The sequence below is a fragment of the Pandoraea commovens genome (assembly GCF_024704525.1).
GTDB classification, from domain to species: domain Bacteria; phylum Pseudomonadota; class Gammaproteobacteria; order Burkholderiales; family Burkholderiaceae; genus Pandoraea; species Pandoraea commovens.
Window position 1 is genome coordinate 2,238,993 of record NZ_CP102780.1, and the last position, 18,177, is coordinate 2,257,169.

General features: G+C 59.2%; 11 protein-coding genes. 7 read left to right on the forward strand and 4 right to left on the reverse strand.

All coding sequences use genetic code 11. The annotated features are described in order from the left end of the window. The first annotated feature begins 15 nt into the window (after positions 1-15). On the forward strand, positions 16-6,798 hold the full coding sequence (locus tag NTU39_RS10505) for an SPM autocatalytic domain-containing protein (protein WP_257959788.1): 6,783 nt from the start codon (positions 16-18) through the stop codon (positions 6,796-6,798). 137 nt (positions 6,799-6,935) lie between these two features. Then, positions 6,936-8,294, forward strand: coding sequence for a TolC family outer membrane protein (locus NTU39_RS10510; protein WP_150664866.1), 1,359 nt, complete (start codon positions 6,936-6,938; stop codon positions 8,292-8,294). A gap of 116 nt (positions 8,295-8,410) precedes the next feature. Here the strand turns inward: NTU39_RS10510 and acnA are convergent, their stop codons facing one another. The 4 genes from acnA to NTU39_RS10530 all read right to left on the reverse strand — a co-directional run bounded on the left by acnA (position 8,411) and on the right by NTU39_RS10530 (position 13,476). Continuing rightward, positions 8,411-11,119 carry an aconitate hydratase AcnA gene (gene acnA / locus NTU39_RS10515; protein WP_150664867.1) on the reverse strand — a complete coding sequence of 903 codons (2,709 nt, stop codon included), beginning with the start codon at positions 11,117-11,119 and terminating at the stop codon, positions 8,411-8,413. Positions 11,120-11,350: 231 nt separating this feature from the next. Beyond that, positions 11,351-11,839, reverse strand: a complete 489-nt coding sequence (locus NTU39_RS10520) for a hypothetical protein (RefSeq protein ID WP_257959789.1) — start codon at positions 11,837-11,839, stop codon at positions 11,351-11,353. Positions 11,840-11,886: 47 nt separating this feature from the next. Next, positions 11,887-12,177 (reverse strand): hypothetical protein, encoded by a 291-nt coding sequence (locus tag NTU39_RS10525; RefSeq protein ID WP_150664869.1) that lies wholly within the window; start codon positions 12,175-12,177, stop codon positions 11,887-11,889. Positions 12,178-12,492: 315 nt separating this feature from the next. Further along, entirely contained in the window at positions 12,493-13,476 is a 984-nt protein-coding gene (locus NTU39_RS10530; RefSeq protein WP_257959790.1) for a malate dehydrogenase, read from the reverse strand. 340 nt (positions 13,477-13,816) lie between these two features. Between NTU39_RS10530 and NTU39_RS10535 the strand changes: the two genes are divergently transcribed. The 5 genes from NTU39_RS10535 (at position 13,817) to NTU39_RS10555 (ending at position 18,171) form a co-directional block, all read left to right on the forward strand. Further along, complete coding sequence (locus NTU39_RS10535; RefSeq protein ID WP_373275399.1) at positions 13,817-14,677, forward strand: GntR family transcriptional regulator; 861 nt, start codon at positions 13,817-13,819, stop codon at positions 14,675-14,677. A 217-nt stretch (positions 14,678-14,894) separates the two neighbouring features. After that, positions 14,895-15,308, forward strand: coding sequence for a succinate dehydrogenase, cytochrome b556 subunit (gene sdhC, locus NTU39_RS10540; protein WP_039399176.1), 414 nt, complete (start codon positions 14,895-14,897; stop codon positions 15,306-15,308). Position 15,309: 1 nt separating this feature from the next. Beyond that, complete coding sequence (sdhD, locus tag NTU39_RS10545) at positions 15,310-15,675, forward strand: succinate dehydrogenase, hydrophobic membrane anchor protein (protein ID WP_039399175.1); 366 nt, start codon at positions 15,310-15,312, stop codon at positions 15,673-15,675. Positions 15,676-15,678: 3 nt separating this feature from the next. Then, positions 15,679-17,454 (forward strand): succinate dehydrogenase flavoprotein subunit, encoded by a 1,776-nt coding sequence (gene sdhA, locus NTU39_RS10550; protein ID WP_150664871.1) that lies wholly within the window; start codon positions 15,679-15,681, stop codon positions 17,452-17,454. 12 nt (positions 17,455-17,466) lie between these two features. Further along, positions 17,467-18,171, forward strand: coding sequence for a succinate dehydrogenase iron-sulfur subunit (locus tag NTU39_RS10555; protein WP_150664872.1), 705 nt, complete (start codon positions 17,467-17,469; stop codon positions 18,169-18,171). Positions 18,172-18,177: the final 6 nt, after the last annotated feature.

Sequence of the window (18,177 nt, forward strand, 5' to 3'; positions counted from 1 at the left end):
ATTTTGGAGATAAGGATGAGTCAGGAAAAGCAGGAAACGAAAATTGTTCAGGTGGTTTTTGATTCGAGCATGACGGCATTTACGCAGGGAATGCAGGATGCTCTGGCGAACGCATTGAAATCTGGGGATGCTCAGGCAAAGCTTGCAGCAAAAATACCTGGCGCCAAGATATGGCTGGTCGGGAATCTCGGAAATACACTCCAGATCGGAATGGGATTCGGGGCGGGTGATGCCAACGTTGTGGGCGAGGCGATTTTCAAGATTGTCGGCGGGACATTGGTAGGTGGGACCGGCGCGCTGGCAGGAGGGGTAATTGGCGGGTTGATCCGTTCTGGGGGATTAACAACGTGGGCTGGTCGGATGGTCGGCGCGGCTTTTGGTGGATATTACGGAGAAAAGTGGGCTTCCGAACACGTCTGGAAAGAACTCGTCGAATCCTCTGGCAAAAATGCCGTTCTCGATTTGGGTGTCGCGAAAATCGAATTCAGCCTTAAGGATGCACCGCGTGTGCTTACGCCCGGAGGCACTACCCCAATATCCGAGACGGCCACAGTTTTCAAACCGATCGCGAGCCCCCACGACACGACATCTATCGACGTCGCTCGGCAAACGCCTGACGGCCGCATCGAGATTCTTGGTGACCGCTGGAGCTTAACGCGCGATGCCGACGCGGCTAGCTCAGATCACAACTACACAGTGAAAAAGGGCGAAAACCTCTGGCAGCTTGCCGCACGTGATGGCGTCACCGTCGAGGCGTATTTGCAGGCAAACCCGCAAATCACGCACCCCGATCTGATCCACGAGGGGCAAATCATCAATCGCCCAGTTCTCTCCGAGGTTCGCAATGATTTCGACCTCACAATCAAACCCGAGCGTCAAACCGCGAACGAAGGGGCTGGTGATTTCGAGGCGCAAGCGCAGCGCGTCGAAGACGGCTTCGTCACCGGCGGCGGCGGCTGGGACGTTCGCTCGGACGCTGACAAACTCAACCGCGATCAGTTTGCTGGAAGCTTCATCGAAAACACGGCGTCTACGGCATCGACACGCATCCTTGCTGATGGCTGGCGACCGGGTAACGGAAACGTAGCAGACCCCGTTATTGACCGCGTGTCGTTGCAAGAAGGCAATAGCGTCTTGAATGGCGTCAACGGGGCAATCATCAACAGCATTGGCGATTGGGCGAGCAAAGCTGTTCCCACCGACCCTTTGGTTCTCGACCTCAATGGCGACGGTGTGAAACTCACGGATTACGTGAGCGCACCCGTATGGTTTGATGCCGATAACGATGGCGGAAGCCTTGAGCAAACCGGCTGGGTATCCCCAGAGGACGGCATCGTAGTTCTCGATCGAAACGGTAACGGCAAGATCGACAATATGTCCGAAGTCCTCTCGGAATACTTTGCAGGGGCCGCCGGAACGGAGGGCGCGTCGGGAGAAAAGCGCTTTACGGATGGATTTGCGGCCCTCAAGAGTCTTGATAGCAACAACGATGGCGTATTCGATCAGCGAGACGAGGCCTGGCAGCAGGTCAAGGTCTGGGTAGACGCCGATCACAACGGCCAAAGCTGGATTGATACGAACGGGAACGGTCAGCTCGACACTGGTGAGGAAAGTGAACTCAAAGGCTTGGACGAGCTCGGCATTACGAGTATCGCGCTCACATCGGAGAAACAAAGCGGCGAAGTTCGCGATGGCAACGAGATTCTGGCGCGCGGGACATTCGTCCAGCACGGACTGACGAAGGAAGCCGTGGCGGCGAACTTGCTGGTCAGTCCCAACGGCAGCACTTTCAGGCCAAGCGGTAGCGGCACGATCGTTCAAACCGATGCGGGTGGAGATGTCCGCGCTCGGCCCGGGAGTGCCTACGTTGCGGGTGACGAGGCGGGAGAGACGATCGACGTGGCCCTAAAAGGGGTTAGCAACGGCGTTGGTGGCAAAGGCAACGACGTTCTGAAAGGCGATGCGGGCAACAACTGGCTGGCCGGAGGTGCTGGTGCCGACCGTCTCGAAGGCGGCCACGGCGACGATGTCCTGCTGATCGACGCCGACGATGTCTTCGTCAATGGGGGTAGTGGCACCGACATCGTGCATGTTGTCGGTGACCGGGGCGTTACGCTCGATCTGGCGCAAAGCGAAGTCGAGATCGTGCATGGCGGGCGAGGAGATGATGTGCTCATCGGTGGTGGGCGAAGCAGTGTGTTCATTTCAGGTGGCGCAGGCAACGACATCATTGTCGGCGGGGCGGGCAACGACGCCCTTTCGGGCGAAGACGGTGATGACGTCATCGATGGCGGTAGTGGCAACGATGTCATCCGGGGTCATCGAGGTCGCGACCGTTTGCTCGGTGGCGAGGGCGACGACTATCTGGACGGCGGTGCAGACGATGACACGCTATTCGGAGGTGCTGGGAATGATGTGCTGCGAGGAGGGAGCGGTGACGACACAATAGACGGTGGTGATGGCGTCGACATCATTGAGCTGTCAGGCCGCCTTTCCGAATATCGCATTACGCCAGGAGAGGGCGGCGTCTGGATCAGCGATACGGTCACCGGGCGCGACGGCACGGATTTCGTGAAGAACGTCGAGAAGGCGAACTTCTCCGATATCACGTTAGTAGACATTCCGAGCAGTAGCGGCGTTGGATTGGAAAATCCGATGCCGGTGAAAGACGTTCTTACGCAAGACAAGCACGGCAAGCGACTTGAGCGCAACGGCATTCATCTGATCGCAAAAGAGCAGTTGCTTGCCAACGATATCGATTTTCAAGGCGATTCGTTGCAGATTTCGTCGGTGATGGAGGCCGTTGGCGGAACCGTTGCATTGACGGATGTCGGTGACGTTGTGTTCACGCCTGATGCCACGTTCAGCGGCATTATGAGTTTCAAGTACACGGTGGCCGACGCCAAAGGCAATCCCGCAGCCGTAATCACGCAAATCAGCACGGGTGAGGCGGCAGCCGCCAAGGCGGCGGTGTTTCTGAAGACGACGGATTTGCCATCGGATGAACAAGTTACCGATCAATGGTATTTAGGCGATGCGAACATTCTGCCGGTATGGAAGGATTACAGTGGCAAAGGGGTGCGCATCGGACAATTCGAAACCAACGGCTCATTCGGCACCAGCAAGGAAATCCTTGACTATCGCCATAGCGATCTGAAGGACAACATCGATTCGGAATGGTTGGCACAAGCCTCTCCAGAGCGACAGGCGGGTGCCGGAGACGACGGAAAAATCTCGGAACATGCGACGCTGGTAGCGGGGGTTATGGTGGCCTCGCGAAACGGCACCGGTGGCGTCGGTGTGGCATACGGCGCAACTTTGGGGGGGCATTGGCTTGCGGCCAAAGACATGTCGTCCCTGGCGCGCATGAAAGAGTACGACGTGGTGAATCACAGCTGGGGATCGCGCGAGCGCTTCACCTTGAAATTCGATCGGGCTGAAATCGGTGCATTGTCACCAGAGTACGCGGACGCCCTCAACCACGGGCGCGAAGGCCTTGGCACGGTAATAGTGATGGCCGCAGGCAATGATCGTGCGAAGGGCGGAAATGCAAATTACAGCAGTCTTTCCAACTCCCGTTCGAGCATTATTGTCGGCGCAATCAATGCGAAGACGGATCTCGGTCTGGCGCAGGTTAGCGAACAGCCTTTTTCGTCACGCGGGGCGAGCATCCTTGTCAGCGCACCGGGATCGAACGTCACTTCGACATCAAGTTTGCAGCAAAACGCTAACGGCTCTACGTTCGGATCCGACGCAAAAACGGTTCAAGGTACCAGTTTCGCAACGCCAATCGTGTCGGGCATCGTCGCATTAATGTTGGAAGCGAATCCTCGCTTGGGTTATCGCGACGTGCAAGAAATTCTCGCACTCACGGCGCGCAAGGTTGATGACCCCAACACAGATTGGCAGACCAACGGTGCCACACGGTGGAACGGCGGCGGCATGCACGTCAGTCATGACTATGGTTATGGGCAAGTCGACGCTCGGGCAGCTGTTCGTCTCGCTGAAAACTGGATTGATCAGCAGACAGCGGGCAATCTTTACGGGGCGATCAAGAGTCCTACGTCCGTTGGCGGTATGAGCGCCATTCCAGATGGGGATATGGCCGGGATCAAAAACACGTTGCGCATGTCCGGGGTCGGCGCAACGACCGAGCACGTAGAAGTGCGGGTTCGTCTCACGCACGCTCGTCCGGGCGATCTGATTATCAAATTGATTTCACCGTCGGGCACTGAGTCGATTCTGATGGATCGTCCTGGGCTCGTGCCGGGCGACGCCACATCCCGAGGGGATTCCAGTTTCGGGGACTCCAATATGCTCGATTTCGTATTCGGGTCTGCGCGGCATCGGGGGGAGCCTGCCGACGGTGATTGGACGCTGCAGGTTATCGATGCAGCTTCGGGCGACACAGGCGTCTTGATCGATTGGAGCATGAATGCCATGGGGAGGCAGGGCACAGCAAATGATCAGTACGTGTACACCGATGAATTCGCCAACGTCACAGGAAATGGTCGTGACGTCCTTGAGGACGGTAATGGCGGTATCAACACAATCAATGTTGCTGCCGTATCAAGCGGGAGCCGGATTGACCTTCTTGCGGGAAATGGCACCATCGCAGGCAAAGCGCTAACCATCCAAAACTCTGCCAACTTCGCCAACGTCATCGGCGGTGAGTCTGACGACGTCTTGATTGGCAATGACAACGCCAACGTTCTTGTCGGGGGGCAAGGCAACGATACGCTCAACGGCAACGGAGGATGGGACATCCTATTCGGCGGAAGCGGTAACGATACGCTTACGGGCGGCACCGGCCCGGATTTCTTCGTGGTCGAACATGCTTCGGGTTCGAACGATACGATCACCGATTTCTCCGTCGGAGAAGATCGCATCGTTTTGTCGGCGCTGGGTGCCGACATCTTCACGCGTCTCACGTTCACCCAGTTGGAAGCGGACGCGCATATCGGATTGCCTGACGGGCAAACACTAATTCTGAAGAACGTCGATGCGAGTCAATTGTCAGCCCTCGATTTCCTGACGGTGGAAGAAGGGCTGCGCGTTGCGGATATCGTCAATGGCAGGATGTTTGCCTTCGGGAGTAACTCCTCGGATAGCGAAGCGGTTTTGCCGGATAACGGGGTGAACTACTGGGCTGGTGGCGGCGACGATCGCGTGTTCGGCGGAAATGGTGATGACATCATCTTCGGTGGTGCCGGAAATGACGTGCTGGTTGGCGAGCGCTCAACCGATGACCTTGTGGGCGGAAACGACATCCTTCACGGCGGCGCAGGCAACGATGTCGTGCGCGGTGGCCCCGGCAATGACATCTTGTGGGGTGATGAGGGGCTGGACTATCTCAACGGCGATGCCGGTGACGACATCCTCTATCTTGAGGGAGATCAGGGGCTAGCGGAATTCGCCGACGGCGACTTGTTCGCACCGAGTCTGACGTTTCAAGGAGGCTCGCTTACCGGAGCTGCCGTTGCTGGGGGGCAAGGCGCTGATCGCTTTGTGGTCGTTGAAGATCGAAGTCCGACGGCATCGAATGGCCTGATGAAAAACCTGATCGACGACTTCGAACCCTTCAATTTTGGAGAGAAGATCGATCTTTCGAAAATTCGAGCGGTCTCGTCGTTCAAGGATCTGACGTTTAGTAACGTCGTCATTGCCGGCCAGCAATTCTTACGTGTCTTCCTGGGGCCGATGGCTTCCGGAACGCAGTACATCACGCTTCGTGGCGTCAATCAGGCGTTTCTTTCCGAGAGGAACTTCATTTTCGGGCAACACGACACGTTGAAGACGAACGTCCGCATATCGGGCACCAGTGGCAACGACACGCTTGTTGGCGACGCGGGAGGGAATGTTCTCGATGGTTTTGCGGGTGCCGATGTCATGGAGGGCCGGACCGGTGACGACACCTACTTCGTCGATGACGCAGGTGACCGCGTCATTGAACACGCAGGTGGAGGCTTCGATACTGTGAAGTCGAGCATCAGCTACACGCTGCCTCGCGAAGTTGAGGCGTTGGAGTTGATCGGTGGCGCAGCGACCAACGGGACCGGCAATGCCAAAGTAAATCGCATTATCGGAAACGACGCGGCCAATACTTTGGATGGAGGCGCTGGCGCAGATTTATTGATCGGCGGGAAAGGGGATGACGTCTACATCGTCGACGATACGGCGGATCGCGTGGTGGAGCGCGACGGTGAGGGGATGGATACAGTGCGTTCGTCAGTATCCTTCACGCTTGGCGAGCATGTGGAGAACCTAACTTTGACAGGGACGGCTTCGATCAACGCCACGGGTAATGCGCTAGCCAATCGTTTGATTGGTAACGCGGGTGATAACCGCATGCTTGGCGGCGATGGCGACGACTGGCTGGACGGTGGGGCCGGAAACGATTACCTGATCGGGGGCGCCGGCTCGGACACCTACCTCTTCGGCAGAGGTTCCGGCGACGATGCGATCTATAACCATGATGTCGGTCATGCCAAGCTCGACGTACTACAGTTAGGCGGTGATATCGATGCAGACCAGATATGGCTCAAGCGAGAGGGTGACAATCTCGAAATCAGTGTCTTGGGGGCGCAAGACCGTGTAACGATTCGAGAATGGTACGCGGGTTCGGATTTTCGATTGGATCAGGTCAGGCTGGCTGATGGTCGGGCAATGACGGCAAGTCAGGTGGAGCTACTCGTGAACGCGATGGCTGAGTTTTCACCACCTGCCGCCGGGCAGACCTCACTACCGGCCGACTATCGAACGGCACTCACGCCGTTGCTGGCGGCTAACTGGCAATGACGGTCGCTGGGTAGGCTGACCGGGTCTCTCTCGGAGCGTCGCCTGAACGGCGGCGCTTCGCGATCTGCCTGCATATCGCAACGATAGTCTTGAATCGGAGCGATCACTTTCAGATATCGAAGTTTCAAATCCCAATAATGATGTTCACGTTTCATGCGCGCCCGTTGTTTGCGAAGCGCGCGGTCGGCCGCGTGTTTTGCGGTCTGGCCCTGTGTTTTTGCGCTGCCATACCCAAATGTTCATTCGCGACAGAACTGTTGACCCTATATCGTGAGGCACTGCATTTCGATGCGCGAATTTCTGCCGCTCGGGCAGCCCATGCGGCCGGGAGAGAAGCATTGCCTCAAGCGAGAGCTAGGTGGCTGCCTACAGTTGAAGTGCAAGGCCGTGCGATGCAGGAGTCGTCGGAAACGTCCCAGATCGGCTCAACTGCTCAGATTGCAACTGGATATACCATTTCCCTCAAGCAGCCCATTGTCAATGTGGAAGCATGGCACGGCTATCAGCGTGGCGTTCTCTTGGTGACGAAGGCGGATGTCACGCTTGCAAAGGCAAATCAGGAGCTCATGCTGCGAGTCGCAGAGGCCTATCTCGAGTTTCTGGAGGCGCAGCACGTTGCGTCATTGGCAAAGGCGCAACGCGTTGCCGTTGCCGAGCAACTGGCGCAAGCGAAAGCCAGCGTATCGCAAGGCGTTACGACGATTGTTGATGTTCATGAAGCTACGGCCAGTCTCGATCAGGCAATCGCTGATGAAATCGACGCGCAAGGCGCCGTCGACCTGAAGCAAAGTTCGCTCGCATTGGTTATCGGTCGTAAAGTTCAGCGCGGAGCTATGCCGCAATTCAAAGACCCTTTACCAACTCCGGTCCCGAGCGATGCGAGCGTCTGGGTGGAACACGCTGAGCAGTATGCTTATGCTGTGCAGTTGAGTGCCATTGCGATGGAGGTTGCGAAAAGGGAAACAGCAAAGGCCTATGCCGGACACATGCCGAGCGTTGATCTGATCGCGAGTCGGGAGAGCCGCAGTCGCTATGGTGGCTCGCCATATTGGAGCGGGGCGAGGGACGAGAGCCGGGTCGGCATTCAGATTCAAATTCCGATTTTCTCCGGATTTTCAGTCCAAAGTCGGGTTCGCGAGACGTTGGCTTTGGTCGAACAGGCGTCGGACGAACTGACGGAAGCGCGGCGCGTAGCAGGGCTCGAAGCACAAAAGGCCTATCTGAGCGTGACGACCGGATTGATGCGTATTGCCGCCCTTGAGGTCGGGGAAACGTCCGCTCAAACAGCACTCGAATCGAACCAAGTTGGGTATGAGTACCATGTTCGCCCAAGCGTCGATGTGCTAAATGCGCAATACAAGCTCTACCGCGTACGTCGCGAACTTGCCCAAGCTCGGTATCGGGTATTGATTGGAAGCCTGAAGCTGAAAGCGAGTACCGCATCGCTTGTCGAGGCGGATATCGCAGCGGCGAGTGCCTTGCTAGGGTGCACTTGAGGAAGGCGCCTCGTAACAGGTAAAAGCCCGACGAGCAACAAAGTTGTTCGCCGGGCTTTCTTCCTTCGTTGAAGGCGATGATGCGCTATGTCGTTACGACGTGCGCAAAATCTCCCTTAAGCCGCTGCAAGCAATTGACGCAGCACGAACGGCAGGATGCCGCCGTGCTTGTAGTAATCCACTTCGATCGGCGTGTCGATACGCAGCAGGACTTGCACCTTTTGCGTTTCGCCGTTCTTGCGATGGATCACCAGCGTGACGTCTTGCTGCGGCTTGATGTCGGCCGTCAGACCTTCGATGTCGTACGTTTCTTCGCCCGTGATGCCGAGCGATTCCACGCTGTCCGAACCCTTGAATTGCAGGGGCAGAACGCCCATGCCGACCAGGTTGGAGCGGTGGATACGTTCGAACGAACGGGTGATGACTGCCTTCACGCCCAGCAGTTGCGTGCCCTTGGCTGCCCAGTCACGCGACGAACCCGTGCCGTACTCTTCGCCACCGAACACCACCGTCGGGGTGTTCTCGCCGACGTACTTCATTGCGGCGTCGTAGATCGAGAGCTGTTCGCCGCTCGGCTGGTGAATCGTCAGGCCGCCTTCCACACGCGAGCCATCGGCCTTTGCGGGAATCATCAGGTTCTTGATACGGACGTTGGCGAACGTGCCGCGCATCATCACTTCGTGGTTACCGCGGCGCGAGCCGTAGCTGTTGAAGTCGGCCTTGAGCACGCCGTTTTCCAGCAGCCACTTGCCAGCCGGCGACGTTTCCTTGATCGAGCCTGCCGGGCTGATGTGGTCCGTCGTCACCGAGTCACCGAACACGCCCAGTGCGCGTGCGCCCTGGATCGGCTTGATGTCGGCGTTCGGTTCCATCGAGAAGCCGTCGAAGAACGGCGGCTCGGCGATGTAGGTCGACGTCGGCCAATCGTAGACCTGACCCTTCGAGCCCTTGACCTTCGCCCACAGCGGGCTCGGTTCCTTCACCGAGTCGTAGTTGGCCTTGAACACCTTTGCGTTCATGGCGAACTTCATCAGCTTGTGGATTTCTTCGCTGGTCGGCCAGATGTCGCCCAGGAAGACATCGCGGCCACCCTTGCCCTTGCCGACCGGTTCGGTCATCAGGTCACGCGTGACGTTGCCAGCGATGGCGTAAGCCACGACCAGCGGGGGCGAGGCGAGGAAGTTGGCGCGGATGTTCGGGTGAATACGCGCTTCGAAGTTACGGTTGCCCGACAGCACGGCGGCCGCGACCATGTCGTTCTTCGTGATCGTCTCGTTCAGTTCGGCCGTCAGATCGCCAGCGTTACCGATACAGGTCGTGCAGCCATAAGCCGTCACGCCGAAGCCGAGCTTCTCGAGGTATCCCAGCAGACCGGCTGCGTGCAGATACTCGGTGACCACACGGCTTCCCGGGGCGAGCGACGTCTTGATGTGCGGTGCGACCTTCAGACCGGCTTCCACAGCCTTCTTCGCCAGCAGACCGGCAGCGAGCAGCACGCTCGGGTTCGACGTGTTCGTGCACGACGTAATGGCAGCAATGAGCACGTCGCCGTTGTTCACGTCGATGCCGCTGGCCGTCTTGTACGTAGCGTCGAGTTGTTCTTGCGTCAGATTGAAACCGTTCTCGGCGACCGGCTTCGTGAACAGGTCCTTGAACGTCGACTTCACGTTGCCGATTTCGATGCGGTCTTGCGGACGCTTCGGGCCTGCCAGCGACGGTGCGACCGTGCCGAGGTCCAGCTTGAGCGTCTTGGTGTAATCGATGCTGTCCGTCTTCGGCACGCCGAAGAGGTTCTGGGCCTTGAAGTACGATTCGAACGCGTCGATTTCGGCCTTCGTGCGACCCGTGCCCTTGAAGTAATCGATCGTCTTTTCGTCGACCGGGAAGAAGCCCATCGTCGCACCGTATTCCGGCGCCATGTTGGCGATGGTGGCGCGGTCCGGCAGTGCGAGGCTCGACGTGCCTTCGCCGAAGAATTCGACGAATTTACCCACGACCTTCTCGCGACGCAGCATTTCCGTGATCGTCAGCACCAGGTCGGTGGCGGTCACGCCTTCGCGCAGACGGCCCGTCAGCTCCACGCCGACGACGTCCGGCGTCAGGAAGTACACCGGCTGACCCAGCATGCCGGCTTCGGCTTCAATGCCGCCCACACCCCAGCCCACCACGCCGATACCATTGATCATGGTCGTGTGGCTGTCCGTGCCGACGAGCGTGTCCGGATAGAACACATCGTCCTTCTTGTGCACGCCGCGTGCCAGATATTCCAGGTTCACCTGGTGGACGATGCCATAGCCCGGTTGCACGACGCCGAACGTGTCGAACGCCTGCATCCCCCACTTCATGAACTGGTAGCGCTCGTTGTTGCGCTGGAATTCCAGCTTCATGTTCAGATCGAGCGCCTTCTTCTCGCGGAAGTGATCGATCGTGACCGAGTGGTCGACCACCAGATCCACCGGCACCAGCGGCTCGATGCGCTTCGGGTTCGTGCCCTGACGCTCGGCGACGTTACGCATGGCGGCCAGGTCGGCCAGCAGCGGCACGCCCGTGAAATCCTGCAGCACGACACGCGCGACGACGAACGGAATTTCGTCGGTGCGCTCGGCGTTCGGTTTCCAGTTGGCCAGTTGTTTGACGTGCTCTTCGGTCACCTTCTTGCCGTCGCAGTTGCGCAGCACGGACTCGAGCACGAGGCGGATCGACACCGGCAGGCGTTCGACATTCACACCCAGGGCCTTGCCCAGTTGGGGCAGCGAGTAGAACTTGCCTTTCTTGTTGCCGCCGAGCTTGAACTCTTTAAGCGTTTTGTGGAGGTTGTGGGCCATGATCTTTCCTTGAGTGATACAGAAAAACAAAGCGTGGTGAAGCTATTAGTGGGGGCCGGTATCGTGCAGGCACCTGCCTGGGTGCCCGCTACGATGCCGGTAGGTCATGCGTCCGGCGTGCCGGGTACTGCGAAGACTCCCGATGTTCCGGTGAAACCAAATGTGCAACAGTGCAACAGGAAAGCGGCTGGCGCATCACGTGAACTGCGCCGGTGTCGACCCGGCGCCTGCTCAGTTGGTCACCTTGATCAACTCGTTCGATTGCGTCGGTGCTGTCTTGTTCTGCTCCGACATCGCTTGCGTCATGCACTCGTCAGCCAGGCGGTTGCCGCCATCGCGGTGCGTGAAGAGCATGGCCTTGGTCGGAATCACGACCAGATCCATGCCGCTTGCTGCGTCATAGAAACGGTCCGCGCCGGTCGTCGTTTGCTGACGCGGCAGTCGGTAGTTGCGGCCTTCCCAGAACATCGTCAGGATCTGGTCGCGCTTCATGTCACCCTTGATGTACAACTTATTGTTCTCTTTGCAGCTCCAGAGTTCCGAGCCTTCGTCCGGTTGCGCAGGGGCTGCAGCGACAGCGGCCTTCTTCTTGGCCGGGGCCTTCTTCTTCGGAGCGGCCTTCTTGGTCGTGGTCTTGCTCGCCGGCTCGGCGGCAAATGCCGTCGGGACGAGGGCAACGGAGCACAGGGCAACCAGCGCAGTCAGACAAAGCTTCTTCATGGTGAGTCTCTCCAGAGGGTAAGAACCGTCGTTTGCAAAAGCGCAGATTATCGTACGAAGTCTGCGTCGTTCGACGTCACCACACAAATTTTTTCAATTCCTTTCACGCAAGCGCAACAAGCGACGGCGGTAAGTGCCGGCGTCGCGATGGATTGTGTTGCGGTGCGGAAAGTCACGATATCGGCAATTCGCCGAGTCTGGCGGCGCTTCGGTCCAAAACCGTCCCGACAAGAGTGCGGGAAGCGCTGCGGGCGGAGTGCTTGGCGAAACGAACGCGAGGGTGGGGGCTTGACGGCGTTCAGTCCGGCGTTCAGTCCGGCGTTCAGCAAGGCGTTCATTGCGTTCGCCGCGGGCATTACGCAGGCGCCGGAGATCCGGGGCAGTGCGCTGCTTGCGGCAATCGGACGCTGCATTCGCTTGGCCAAGAAATCGCTCGATGATGCGTGAGGGAGTGGCGGGATCATAACGTCGTAGCAAGTTGGCGTGCTACCGGGGTACGTTACGTCGTCACTCTGGATTCGAGGAACTTACGGGTGCTGCTTTTGATGCGGGGGGAGTTGCGCCGGCACTGGGGGTAGCCGCCGGCGCAGTTTCGGCCCGTTGCGACGCTTTTGGCATCGCGCGGGGCCGGCTCCCGGGGTATTCCTGGGAAATCAGCCCAACAGATGGGCCACGCCAGCGCGCTCTTCTTCGAGCTCCTTGAGCGTGAAGTCCATCTTTTCACGCGAGTAGGCGTCGATCTCGAGGCCTTCCACGCGCTTGTACTTGCCGTTTTCGCAGATCACCGGCACGCCGTAGATCACGTCTTCCGGGATGCCGTACGAGCCGTCCGACGGGATACCCATCGTGACCCACTTGCCGTTCGAGCCCAGCACCCAGTCATGGATGTGGTCGATGGCAGCGTTGGCAGCCGAAGCGGCCGACGACAGGCCACGGGCTTCGATGATGGCGGCGCCGCGCTTGCCGACGGTCGGCAGGAACACGTCGTTGTTCCACACGTCGTCGTTGATCGTGGCCTTCACGCTTTGGCCGTCGATCGTGGCGAAGCGGTAGTCGGCGTACATCGTCGGCGAGTGGTTGCCCCACACGGCCAGCTTTTCGATGCTCGCGACCGGCTTGCCGGTCTTGGCGGCGAGTTGCGACAGGGCACGGTTGTGATCCAGGCGCAGCATCGCGGTGAAGTTTTCCTTCGGCAGATTCGGGGCCGACTTCATGGCGATGTAGGCGTTGGTGTTCGCCGGGTTGCCGACGACCAGCACCTTGACGTTGCGGCTGGCGACTTCGTCCAGGGCCTTGCCCTGCACCGTGAAGATAGCGCCGTTCGCTTCGAGCAGATCCTTACGTTCCATGCCCTTCGAGCGCGGACGGGCGCCAACCAGCAGGGCGACGTCGGCATCCTTGAAGGCGACCTTCGGGGCGTCGGTCACGACCACGCCGGCCAGCAGCGGGAACGCGCAGTCTTCGAGCTCCATCACGACGCCCTTGACGGCGGCTTGAGCTTGCGGGAGGTCGAGCAGTTGCAGGATGACGGGCTGATCCTTGCCGAGCATGTCGCCATTGGCGATACGGAAGAGCAGGGAGTAGCCGATTTGGCCAGCGGCGCCGGTGACGGCGACACGCATTGCGGGTTTTGCCATGAGAATCTCTCCAGACGTGTACAAATAATCCTGCGAAGCTCAGGATGGGCTCACCGTCCGGGTGGCAATTTTTGCCAGGCTGACAGCGCCGCGTCACATGAAGCTTCTAAAATTCCTTGACCTACGGAAGCTTGCGGGCTGCGCGGGGAGTGCTGCCGTCGACATGTGCGAAGCACCGGACGCTCTTATCTTATAAGATAGCCGCTGCGGGCCGCAGGCCCCTGTTAGCCCGCGCCAGTGTAGGAGTCGCCAGAACGAATGTCAACTCTATCTTATGTCTTATATAAGACATAGGATTATTGCTGTTATTCGATGGACGAAGGTCTTGATTTGTGGTCAAATCCCCGCCATGAATGCGAACGTTCGCGACACATCCAACACCACGCCGCCTGTCGACGCGCCGCAGCGATCGGACAGCGCGCGCGATGTCGCTCAGGTCTCCCCGGCTGCATCGGCTGTGCAGGGTGGCGTGACCGCCGGAGCGTCGCCGACCTTCAGTCCGCTGTACCAGCAGATCAAGGGGCTCATTACCCAGAGCCTGCAAGCCGGCGAATGGAAGCCCGGCGAAATCATTCCCAGCGAAGTCGATCTGGCAGGCCGTTACAAGGTCAGTCAGGGAACGGTGCGCAAAGCCATCGACGAGCTGGCGGCCGAGAACCTGCTGGTGCGCCGTCAAGGTCGAGGCACGTTTGTCGCCACCCATCATGAAGACCGGGTGCAGTTCCGGTTTCTGCGTCTCGCGCCCGACTCGGGCGAACCCCATCACCCGCCCAGCCGCCTGATTGAGTGCCGCCGTATGCGCGCACCGGCGGAAATCGCACGTCAGCTGGATCTGCGCGCAGGCGACGGCGTGATTCTGATTCGTCGCATGATGGATTTCTCGGACCGTCCGACGGTGCTCGACGAAATCTGGCTGCCGGGTTCGCTGTTCCGTGGGTTGACGGCGGAAAAGCTCAATGAATACAAGGGGCCGATGTACGGCCTGTTCGAAGACGAATTCGGTACGCGCATGATCCGCGCCGTGGAGAAAGTCCGCGCCGTGGCCGCAGACGACATGACGGCGGATCTGCTGAAGGTGCCGAAGGGTTTTCCTCTTCTGAGTGTGGAGCGCGTTTCCTACACTTATGGAGACAAACCGGTGGAAGTGCGCCGGGGTTGGTATGTCACCACGGAACATCATTATCAGAACGAACTAAGTTGAAGATGAAGTCGAGTCTGACGTGAAATTGTTGAGAGGGTAGGGCGACTTCCCCAGGGATGCGCCGGTGTCGTGGCCGGCAAGTGCCTGAAAGTCGAGGCTTGGGGGCGGCGTGTCGTGCGCCGTTGGCAGGAATTTCCGGAGCGTTGGAACCGGTATGGTGCAATGCACTAGAATCGGCGCTAAAATCCGGGGCTGATGTAACTACATGGGGTCTAGCATGGCTGAAGTGGTAAAAAAAGAGCGGCCAGTCTACAGGAATATCGGTATCGGACAGATTGTCTCGTACCGTCTCCCGCCGGCTGGTATCGTTTCGATCCTGCACCGTATTAGCGGTGTCATCTTGTTCCTTCTGTTGCCGTTCGCGCTGTATCTGTTCGAACAGAGCCTCACGTCGGAACTGACCTTCGAAACGCTTCGAAGCGTCGCCTCCAACTGGTTTGTCAAACTCGTCATCCTGGCGTTGTCGTGGGGCTTCCTGCACCACTTCTGTGCTGGCGTGCGCCACCTGCGCATGGACTTCAATCACGACGCAGTGAGCAAGGAAGGCGGCAAGAATTCGGCTGTAGTCGTGCTGGCCGTGTCGCTGGTGCTGACGCTGGCCGTCGCCCTCAAGCTGTTCGGAGCGTTCTAAGATGGCACAGAACAATATCGGTTCCAAGCGCCTGGTCGTCGGCGCCCACTACGGCCTGCGCGACTGGATTGCGCAGCGCATGACCGCAGTGATCATGGCCGTGTACACGGTGATCCTGCTGGTGTGGTTCTTCACCGCCAAGAACTTCTCCTACGAAGGCTGGGCCGGCATCTTCTCGCATCAATGGATGAAGTTGGCCACGTTCGTTACGCTGCTCGCGCTGTTCTATCACGCGTGGGTCGGCATTCGCGACATCTGGATGGACTACGTCAAGCCCGTCAGTGTGCGACTGGCGCTGTATGCGCTGACGATCGTCTGGCTGCTGGCTTGTGCCGGCTATGCCGCGCAGATTTTGTGGAGAGTGTAAAGAATGGCTGCAATTAAAAATTCGCTGCCGCGCCGCCGCTTTGACGTCGTCATCGTGGGCGCAGGTGGTTCGGGCATGCGCGCTTCGCTGCAACTGGCCAAGGCCGGTCTGTCGGTGGCAGTGCTGTCCAAGGTGTTCCCCACCCGTTCGCATACCGTTGCTGCTCAAGGCGGCATTGGCGCTTCGCTTGGCAACATGAGCGAAGACAACTGGCATTACCACTTCTACGACACCATCAAGGGCTCCGACTGGCTCGGCGACCAGGATGCGATCGAGTTCATGTGCCGTCAGGCACCGAACGCTGTCTACGAGCTGGAACACTTCGGCATGCCGTTCGACCGTAACCCGGACGGCACGATTTACCAGCGCCCGTTCGGCGGCCACACGGCGAACTACGGCGAGAAGCCCGTCCAGCGCGCTTGCGCGGCCGCTGACCGTACCGGTCACGCCCTGCTGCACACGCTGTACCAGCAAAACGTCGCAGCCAAGACCCACTTCTTCGTGGAGTGGATGGCGCTCGACCTGATCCGCAACGAAGAGGGCGATGTCCTCGGCGTGTCGGCACTGGAACTCGAAACCGGCGAAGTCTACCTGCTCGAAGGCAAGTGCACGTTGTTCGCGACCGGCGGTGCCGGCCGTGTGTACGCCGCTTCGACCAACGCGTTCATCAACACCGGTGACGGTCTGGGCATGGCTGCGCGTGCAGGCATTCCGCTCGAAGACATGGAATTCTGGCAATTCCACCCGACCGGCGTGGCCGGCGCGGGCGTGCTGATCACCGAAGGTGTGCGCGGCGAAGGCGGTATTCTGCGTAACTCGAACGGCGAGCGTTTCATGGAGCGCTACGCTCCGACGCTGAAGGATCTGGCGCCGCGTGACTTCGTGTCGCGTTCGATGGACCAGGAAATCAAGGAAGGCCGTGGCTGCGGCCCGAACGGCGACTACGTGCTGCTCGACCTCTCGCACATCGGTGCCGAGACGATCATGAAGCGCCTGCCGTCGATTCGCGAAATCGCACTGAAGTTCGCCAACGTCGACGCGATCAAGGAACCGATCCCCGTCGTGCCGACCATCCACTATCAGATGGGCGGTATTCCGACGAACTACAACGGTCAGGTCGTGCTGCAGAAGGACGGCTCGTCGGTGCCCGTCAACGGCTTCTACGCTGTGGGCGAGTGCTCGTGCGTGTCGGTCCACGGTGCCAACCGTCTGGGTACGAACTCGCTGCTCGACCTCGTGGTGTTCGGCCGTGCCGCCGGTAACCACATCGTCGACTTCGTCAAGAACCACGGCGACCACAAGCCGCTGCCCGCCGATGCTGGCGACAATGCACTGGCGCGCCTCGGCCGTCTGGAAGCCTCCAGCTCGGGCGAGTACGCACAGGACATCGCTAACGACATCCGCGCGACGATGCAGAAGCACGCCGGCGTGTTCCGTACCTCGGACCTGCTCAAGGAAGGCGTGGACGAGATCAAGCAAGTGGCCGAGCGCGTGTCGCACGTCCACCTGAAGGACAAGTCGAAGGTGTTCAACACGGCGCGTATGGAAGCGCTGGAAGTCGACAACCTGATCGAAGTGGCCAAGGCCACCATGATCGCAGCGGAAGCCCGTAAGGAAAGCCGCGGTGCGCACGCACACAGCGACTACCCGGAGCGCGACGACGCCAACTGGATGCGCCACTCGCTGTTCTTCAGCGAAGGCAACCGTCTGGATTACAAGCCGGTGCAGATGAAGCCGCTGACCGTCGACTCGGTTCCGCCCAAGGCGCGGACGTTCTAAGGGATTCGCAAGATCATGAAACGCATTTTTGAAGTCTACCGTTACGATCCGGACAAGGATGCCGCACCGTACATGCAGACCTACGAGGTCGAACTCGACGGTCACGAGCGCATGCTGCTCGACGCATTGGTGAAGCTCAAGAAGATCGACGAAGGCATCGCTTTCCGCCGCTCGTGCCGCGAAGGCGTGTGCGGTTCGGACGCTATGAACATCAACGGCAAGAATGGTCTGGCCTGCCTGACCAACATGAACGATCTGCCGCACAAGATCGTGCTCAAGCCGTTGCCGGGTCTGCCCGTCATTCGCGACCTGATCGTCGACATGACGCACTTCTTCAACCAGTACCACTCGATCAAGCCGTACCTGATCAATCCCGAGCCGGCACCGGAGAAGGAGCGTCTGCAGTCGCCCGAACAGCGTGATGAGCTCGATGGTCTGTACGAGTGTATTCTGTGCGCATCGTGCTCGACGTCGTGCCCGAGCTTCTGGTGGAACCCGGACAAGTTCGTCGGCCCGGCCGGTCTGCTCCAGGCTTACCGCTTCATCGCGGATAGCCGCGACACGGCGACCAGCGAGCGTCTGGACAATCTGGAAGATCCGTACCGCCTGTTCCGCTGCCACACGATCATGAACTGCGTGGATGTGTGCCCGAAGGGTCTGAACCCGACGAAGGCCATCGGCAAGATCAAGGAGCTGATGGTGCGTCGCGCCGTCTGACCCAAC

Bases quoted from the DNA above. Each gene is read 5' to 3' on its own strand.
- NTU39_RS10520 (WP_257959789.1), bottom strand. From the start codon at position 11,839: ATGAAGAAGCTTTGTCTGACTGCGCTGGTTGCCCTGTGCTCCGTTGCC.
- sdhA (WP_150664871.1), top strand. From the start codon at position 15,679: ATGGCTGCAATTAAAAATTCGCTGCCGCGCCGCCGCTTTGACGTCGTC.
- acnA (WP_150664867.1), bottom strand. From the start codon at position 11,119: ATGGCCCACAACCTCCACAAAACGCTTAAAGAGTTCAAGCTCGGCGGC.
- NTU39_RS10525 (WP_150664869.1), bottom strand. From the start codon at position 12,177: ATGAACGCCTTGCTGAACGCCGGACTGAACGCCGGACTGAACGCCGTC.
- NTU39_RS10505 (WP_257959788.1), top strand. From the start codon at position 16: ATGAGTCAGGAAAAGCAGGAAACGAAAATTGTTCAGGTGGTTTTTGAT.
- sdhD (WP_039399175.1), top strand. From the start codon at position 15,310: ATGGCACAGAACAATATCGGTTCCAAGCGCCTGGTCGTCGGCGCCCAC.
- NTU39_RS10510 (WP_150664866.1), top strand. From the start codon at position 6,936: ATGATGTTCACGTTTCATGCGCGCCCGTTGTTTGCGAAGCGCGCGGTC.
- NTU39_RS10530 (WP_257959790.1), bottom strand. From the start codon at position 13,476: ATGGCAAAACCCGCAATGCGTGTCGCCGTCACCGGCGCCGCTGGCCAA.
- sdhC (WP_039399176.1), top strand. From the start codon at position 14,895: ATGGCTGAAGTGGTAAAAAAAGAGCGGCCAGTCTACAGGAATATCGGT.